The sequence below is a fragment of the Paraburkholderia domus genome, assembly GCF_905220705.1.
Lineage (GTDB): Bacteria > Pseudomonadota > Gammaproteobacteria > Burkholderiales > Burkholderiaceae > Paraburkholderia > Paraburkholderia domus.
Map to the genome: position 1 here is coordinate 120,368 of NZ_CAJNAT010000025.1, position 6,167 is coordinate 126,534.

The 6,167-nt window shown below is 63.7% G+C and carries 7 protein-coding genes and 1 pseudogene; 4 read left to right on the forward strand and 4 right to left on the reverse strand.

The genetic code is table 11. The features are described from left to right. Positions 1-92: 92 nt before the first annotated feature. Positions 93-953 carry a class I SAM-dependent methyltransferase gene (locus KHO31_RS30290; RefSeq protein ID WP_211624817.1) on the forward strand — a complete coding sequence of 287 codons (861 nt, stop codon included), beginning with the start codon at positions 93-95 and terminating at the stop codon, positions 951-953. A gap of 13 nt (positions 954-966) precedes the next feature. Next, positions 967-1,125, forward strand: a pseudogene (locus KHO31_RS39520) (MFS transporter); the annotation flags it as partial. A gap of 72 nt (positions 1,126-1,197) precedes the next feature. Here the strand turns inward: KHO31_RS39520 and KHO31_RS30295 are convergent. After that, positions 1,198-1,902, reverse strand: a complete 705-nt coding sequence (locus KHO31_RS30295) for a GntR family transcriptional regulator (RefSeq protein WP_201073670.1) — start codon at positions 1,900-1,902, stop codon at positions 1,198-1,200. Between the two features lie 32 nt (positions 1,903-1,934). Between KHO31_RS30295 and KHO31_RS30300 the strand changes: the two genes are divergently transcribed. Further along, on the forward strand, positions 1,935-3,092 hold the full coding sequence (locus tag KHO31_RS30300; RefSeq protein WP_201073671.1) for a pyridoxal phosphate-dependent aminotransferase: 1,158 nt from the start codon (positions 1,935-1,937) through the stop codon (positions 3,090-3,092). Positions 3,093-3,096: 4 nt separating this feature from the next. After that, a complete protein-coding gene (locus KHO31_RS30305) occupies positions 3,097-3,606 on the forward strand; it encodes a VOC family protein (RefSeq protein ID WP_236071536.1) in 510 nt (169 codons plus the stop codon). Positions 3,607-3,881: 275 nt separating this feature from the next. Here KHO31_RS30305 and KHO31_RS30310 read toward each other — a convergent pair whose 3' ends face one another. The 3 genes from KHO31_RS30310 to KHO31_RS30320 form a co-directional block, all read right to left on the reverse strand. Continuing rightward, positions 3,882-4,082: a hypothetical protein gene (locus KHO31_RS30310; protein WP_201073673.1), complete on the reverse strand. Its 201-nt coding sequence runs from the start codon at positions 4,080-4,082 to the stop codon at positions 3,882-3,884. Positions 4,083-4,388: 306 nt separating this feature from the next. Continuing rightward, the gene (locus tag KHO31_RS30315) at positions 4,389-5,663 is read right to left on the reverse strand and encodes an RNA polymerase sigma factor (protein WP_201073675.1); all 1,275 of its coding nucleotides are present in this window, start codon (positions 5,661-5,663) and stop codon (positions 4,389-4,391) included. Beyond that, on the reverse strand, positions 5,660-6,031 hold the full coding sequence (locus tag KHO31_RS30320; RefSeq protein WP_201073677.1) for a YciI family protein: 372 nt from the start codon (positions 6,029-6,031) through the stop codon (positions 5,660-5,662). Before KHO31_RS30320 ends, KHO31_RS30315 begins: the two co-directional genes overlap by 4 nt. Positions 6,032-6,167: the final 136 nt, after the last annotated feature.

Genomic DNA, 6,167 nt, shown 5'->3' on the forward strand with positions numbered 1-6,167 from the left:
ACCTATGCGGAAACGCTGCGCGTCTGTAGTAGGAGCCAGAACTGGCAGCTCCGCTTCCGGCGAAGACGAACGAACATACGGGATTTAAAGTCATGCACGACAAGCAAGATGTAGCGCCAGACAGCACAGCAGCGCGAGTCGCCATGTGGCGCGCTCTGCATGTCGAGGCCGACCCCCTGCCGCATGTGCTGGAAGACAAAATCGGCCTTAAGTTGCTCGCGCCCGACGAGGGCTGGCGCAGCCGCGGGGACATGGACCCGCAGTTCACGCGACCCTTTCGCGCCTCAATCGTGGCTCGTGCCCGTTTCATTGAGGACCTGGTCGTGGAACAGGCCGGCCGCGGGCTGAGTCAGTATGTCATCCTCGGTGCGGGCCTTGACAGCTTCGCACAACGGCGGCCGGAGATCGCATCCCGCCTCAATGTGTTCGAAATCGACCGACCAGGCCCTCAGGCATGGAAGCGTCAGCGCCTGATCGAGCTCGGTTTCGGCGTCCCGGACTGGCTGCGCTTCGTGCCGGTCGATTTCGAGTCAGGCGGGTCCTGGCGAGACGCGCTCATGACTGCTGGCTTCGATGAGAACAAGCCGGCAATCGTGGTCTCCACAGGGGTCAGCATGTATCTCACCAAGGATGCGAACGCCGCCACGCTGCGCGAAGTCGCGGCCCTCGCGCCAGGATCGACGCTCGCCATGACGTTCCTGCTCCCGCTGGAGCTGGCGGACCCCGAAGTACGCCCCGGGCTCGAGATGGCGGAGAAGGGAGCGCGAGCAAGCGGGACCCCGTTCCTCAGCTTCTTCACCCCGCCGGAGATCCTGGCGCTGGCCCACGAAGCGGGCTTTAGCAAAGCGCGGCACGTCTCGGCGGCCGATCTTACGCAGCGCTACTTCTTGGGCAGAACAGATGATCTGCGCCCGCCAAACAATGCGGAGGAACTGCTGGTAGCAAATACATAGGTGCCCGAACTGAATGATGCTATGGGGATGCCTGAGCTGGTCCATCTCGCCTATCGTGCAGAACTACCTGATCCGCAGCGCGCCGGATCAGGCCGACGTCAGCATCGGTATCAATGTTTCGGCAATGCATTTGGGCGTGGCGCTGGGCGCGGGGTTGGGTGGACTGCTGGTCGATTCCTGTTCCGCTCCACGCGCCAGGAAGGTTGAGGATTGCAAACGTTCGATGGAACGTGATTCGACGCGCCTATCGAGGCGCGCCGATTGTCTCTGAGTCCTTCGACGGCGCAGTCTCACCCGCTCGCCGGGCTTCGCGCAGCGCGTCCTGCATCACGATACCAGCCGCCTCGATATGCGCTTTCGTCAGGCGCTTCGCGGCACGCCGGTCCCGGGCGAGCACTGCATCGAGGATCGCATGATGCTCTGCGAGCGAGATGCGTTGGTAGCGCTCTAGCTGCCAGACGAGCCGCAGATAGCGGTCAGTCTTGCGCCAGATTGCTTCCAGTGTCTCCAGCAGATGCCGCTTGCCGCTTGCCTGATAGATTGCCCGATGAAATGCCCAGTTGTCGATCGACCAGTGTTCGACCTCGTGCGCATCCTCGTCGCGCTTGAGAATTGCGCGGACCGCGGTCTCGTCGTCCGCGCCGAACGCATCGATCGCGGAGTCGAGTGCCAATAGCTCGAGCGCGATCCGCATTTCCGTCAACTCGGCCGCTTCGAGCCTCGTCATTGCGGAGACGAATGCGCCTCGGTTCGGCACGATCGTGACGAACCCACTCGCTTGCAACTGCACGAACGCCTCCCGCACCGGAATGTGACTGGTGCCGAATTCCTTCGCAATCAGATCCTGCCGCAACTGCGTCCCCGGCACCAAAGTACCGTTCGCGATGCGCTCGCGCAGGCGCTCGGCGAGCGAAGTCAAAGAGAGCTTGCCATCTGCAGATTTTTTCACTTTAATATATTAAAACAATAGTGGAGGCCCATGTGACAGTATCTCGCTTGAGAAATATTCCTGGCATTGGAGTCGACCGCATCGGCGACGCCGCGGACTCTCTGCGCGACGCGGACATTCTAAGGCTTGAAAATCTCGATACCGATCTGCGGCCGCCGGCGCAGGCGCTGGCTCGCACGCACGAGGCCATCGACGACGACGCGGCAAACAGCTACCTGCCTTTTACCGGACAGGGTGCGTTGCGCGAGGCCGCCGCCGCGCGGGTCGGCCGCGCCGCGGGCGTCGCATACGACGCCGCGGCCGAATGCATCGTGTCGGCCGGCGGTCTTGCGGGGATTCTCAACGTGCTGCTGTCGATTCTTGAGCCGGGCGACGAGGTCGTGCTGACGGATCCCACCTACGCTGGGCTGATCAACCGGGTGCATCTGGCCGCCGGCGTGCCGAGGTTCGCGCGGCTGCAGCCGCGTGCCGACGGCTGGCGACTCGATCTCGACAGCCTTGCCGCAGCGATCGGGCCGCGAACGAAAGCACTGTTGATCATGTCGCCTTCGATGCCGGGCGGCTACGTCGCATCGCAGGACGAATGGCTTGCGATTGCGGAACATTGCGCGCGCCATGGCATCTGGCTGGTCTATGACGCGGCGATGGAGCGCATCCTGTTCGACGGGCGCGACGTCATTCATCCCGCCGGTTTGCCGGGCATGCGCGAACGCACCATCACCATCGGCGCGGTTTCGAAGGAGTATCGGATGATCGGATGGCGCGTCGGCTGGATCGTCGGGCCCGCATCGATCATGAACGACGTACGTCTCGTGAGCTTGTCGAACGTGGTGTGTCAGGTTGGAATCGCGATGCCCGGCGCCACTGCCGCGCTGACGGCAACCGACGATGGGGTGGCCGCTGCGGTCGCGGAATGGGAGCGCCGTCGCGACTTCCTGATGAGCGCGCTTGCTGATCTGCCGGTGATCCGTCCGCATGGCGGCTGGTCGATGCTCATCGATACCCGTGAGCTGGGTCTCGAGCCACCCGACGCATCGAAGCTGCTGCTCGAACGCGGCAAGATCGCGGCTACACCGATGACGAACTGGGGACCCGGCGCGGACCGCTATCTGCGTTTCGTTTTCTCCAACGAATCCGTTTCGCGCCTGCATGACATTCGCGAGCGGATACGCCGGTCGTGGCAGATATGATGCAATGAAACAGGTTTGTCTCGAACTTGCGGAATCGATCCTTTGCGGACATCCGGCGCTCGGGGGACAATGCCCTTGCGAATCTCTTCCGAGGCTGCGCAACATGGCTAAATTTCAGCCTGATGGATGGCATACCGTCACGCCCCGAATCGTCGTACGGGATCCGGAAAACCTGATCACATTCATCAAGATCGTGTTTCAGGCACAGGGCGAATTCCGTCACGGGCTGCCTGCCGAAATCATGATCGGCGATTCCGTCGTGATGGTTAGCGGCGGAGACGGCCTTCGCGATCCGATGCCGGCATTTTTGTATGTCTATGTTGAGGACGCCGATTCGACCTTCCAGCGAGCGATTGCGGCGAACGCGATCCCGCTCGAAGCTCCGGCCGACATGCCATACGGCGACAGGCGAGCGATGGTAAGAGATCCGTGGGGAAACACATGGCAAATTGCCACACATCACCGCGACCTCTCCGCTGCCAAGATCCGGTCAAGGTTGGCCAACGACGGATAAGCCGATTTTTGGGGTGCTGGAGTGATTTGGGCGCCTCGGCTGCCGTCCGCAGGCCGGGAGCGGAAGATCCGCTCAAGTGATCAAGGCTAGACCGAGGTATTTGGCACCTTGCAGCGCATCTAGTTTTTGCCGTGAGCGACAGACTGTCGGCAATTTAGCCCGCCGCTTGACCTGCCCCCGGCTTGGGGGCCTGACTGCGAAATGCAGCAGCGCGTGTGCGTTCCTGGCGGCGTTGGTCAATGCAAGGGTCGCACAATCTTGTGCGACCCTTGCTATCAGCCGTGGTAGTAGCCGTCGACCACGGAGTTTTGCAGCACGCCGTCGACATACACGCCGACGGGATCGCCGTCGGCGGAGGTGAGTATCGAACCACCGGACACGCCGGGGAGTTTCATTCGGCCGCCTTGAATTTCGGCCATCTCTTCGTGATCGAGTTCCACGAATTTGTCGAGATCGTGGATGTTCAACGTGTTCATGATGTGTCTCCTTGAACGGGACGGTTGCAGGGGTATCAAGCGGCCGGTCGCTTGCGGTACACCTTGCAGATGTCATGCCATCCGGGCTTGATCCGTACGAAGGCCGTCGCAGCGCGATGCGCGACGACGCGCGTTGGGCTGCGGCCGTCATGTAGGCACGCGGTGTCGGCAAGCAACTGACAGGTGGTCGCCCGCGTTGTCTTAGGCCGCCGGTTATCGGTTGTAGCGACTGTGGTCGCACGCCATTGGCGTGGCGGACATGCCTGCTGGCAGTTCCTGGCCGCGTGACAAACGCAACCCGCCAATCTAACTTCTCGCCGATGACAGCTCGATGCGCTTGCGCTGCAAGAACCGGCGTACCGCCGGATCGCGCTCGAGTCCGATCGCGAGGTCGTACGCGCCGAGCGCTTCGGCCGTCGCGCCGGCCCGCGCGAGCAGATCGGCACGCGCGGCCCAGTACGGCTGGTAGTCGGCCAGCCGCGGATCGTCCGCATACGGCTCGAGCGCGTCGAGCGCCGCCTGCGGGCCGTCCCGTTCCGCCTGCGCGAGCGCCCGGTTCACCGCGACCACCGGCGACGCTGCAATCGCGAGCAGCGCATCGTAGAGCTGCACGATCTCGTCCCAGTTCGGGCGATGCGTCTGGCAGCGGTGGATGTGCGCCGACTGCAGCGCGGCCTCGAGCTGAAAGCGTCCGATTGCGTTGAACGCGCTTGCGCGCCGCAGCAATGCGTTGGCTGCGTCGATCATTGGCGCGTTCCACGTCGCCGGATCCTGAGCCGACAGCGGCACATAGTCACCGGCCGCATCGCGTCGCGCATCGCGCCGCGCCTGCGCATACAGCATCAGCGCGAGCAACCCAAGCGTCTCTGGCTCCTCGGGCAGCAGCTCGACGAGCAGTTGTGCAAGAAACAGCGCTTCGCCCGCGAGATCGCGCCGCTCGGTGTCGCCGCCGACCGGATCGGTCCACCCTTCCGCATACGCCGCATAGACCGCTTCCAGCACAGCAGCGAGCCGGCCGGGCAACTCCTCGCGCTCTGGTACGCTGAACGGAATGCCCGCTTCGCGGATCTTGTTCTTCGCTCGCACGAGGCGCTTGCTCATCGCCGCGGGCGACATCAGGAACGCGGACGCAATCGTCTTTGCCTCAAGCCCCAGCACCACCTGCAGCATCAGCGGCGTGCGAATCGCGGCCTCGAGCGCAGGGTGCGTGCACGCGAACAGTAGCGCGAGCCGCCGGTCGGGCAACATGCCGGCTTCACGCTCGTCGATCTCGTCCGCGAGGATCGCGAGCTGGTTCACCACTTCGTCGCCGACACGGCGATGACGCACGCCATCGAGCGCCCGGCGGCGCGCAACCGTCATCAGCCACGCTTCGGGATTCGCCGGGCAGCCTCGCGTCGGCCAGTCCGCGAGCGCGGTCGCAAACGCGTCGGCCAGCGCGTCCTCGGCCGCGGCGACGTCGCGCGTGCGCATCGCCAGCAGCGCGACGAGCTTGCCGTAACTGCGGCGCGCGACCGCCTCGGCAATCGAACGCGCGGCGCCGTCAGCGTCACGGCCGCCGTCGCCGCCGGACAGACTCATGCAGCGGATGGCGCGTCGTAGGGGGCAGTCCAGACCGGGCGCACTTCGATGAGGCCGTACGCCGCGCCGGGACAGCGCGACGCCCACGCGATCGCCGCGTCCAGGTTGGGCGCGTCGATCAGGTAGTAGCCAGCGAGCTGCTCCTTCGAATCCGAAAAGGGTCCGTCAAGCACCTGCGGCTTGCCGTCAACGAGCCGCACCGTGGTGGCCGTGTTCGTGTGCTGCAGCCGGTTGGCGCCCATCAGCACGTCCGCTTTTTTCAACGATTCGGTGTAAGCCTGATATGCGGCAACCCCTTGCTGCCGCTCGCTGTCGGTCATCTTGTTCCAGCCGTTTTCTTCCGAATAGATCATCAATAGGTATTGCATATGAGCCTCCGTCATGGGGTTAAGGGTAAGCGATCGTTCATTGACGCCCTATCGCCACGCGCCCGGAGAGGCGACGATAGTGTCCACTTAAATCGGAGGTGGACACTATGGCAGCAGACAGCAGCGATCTGAACGA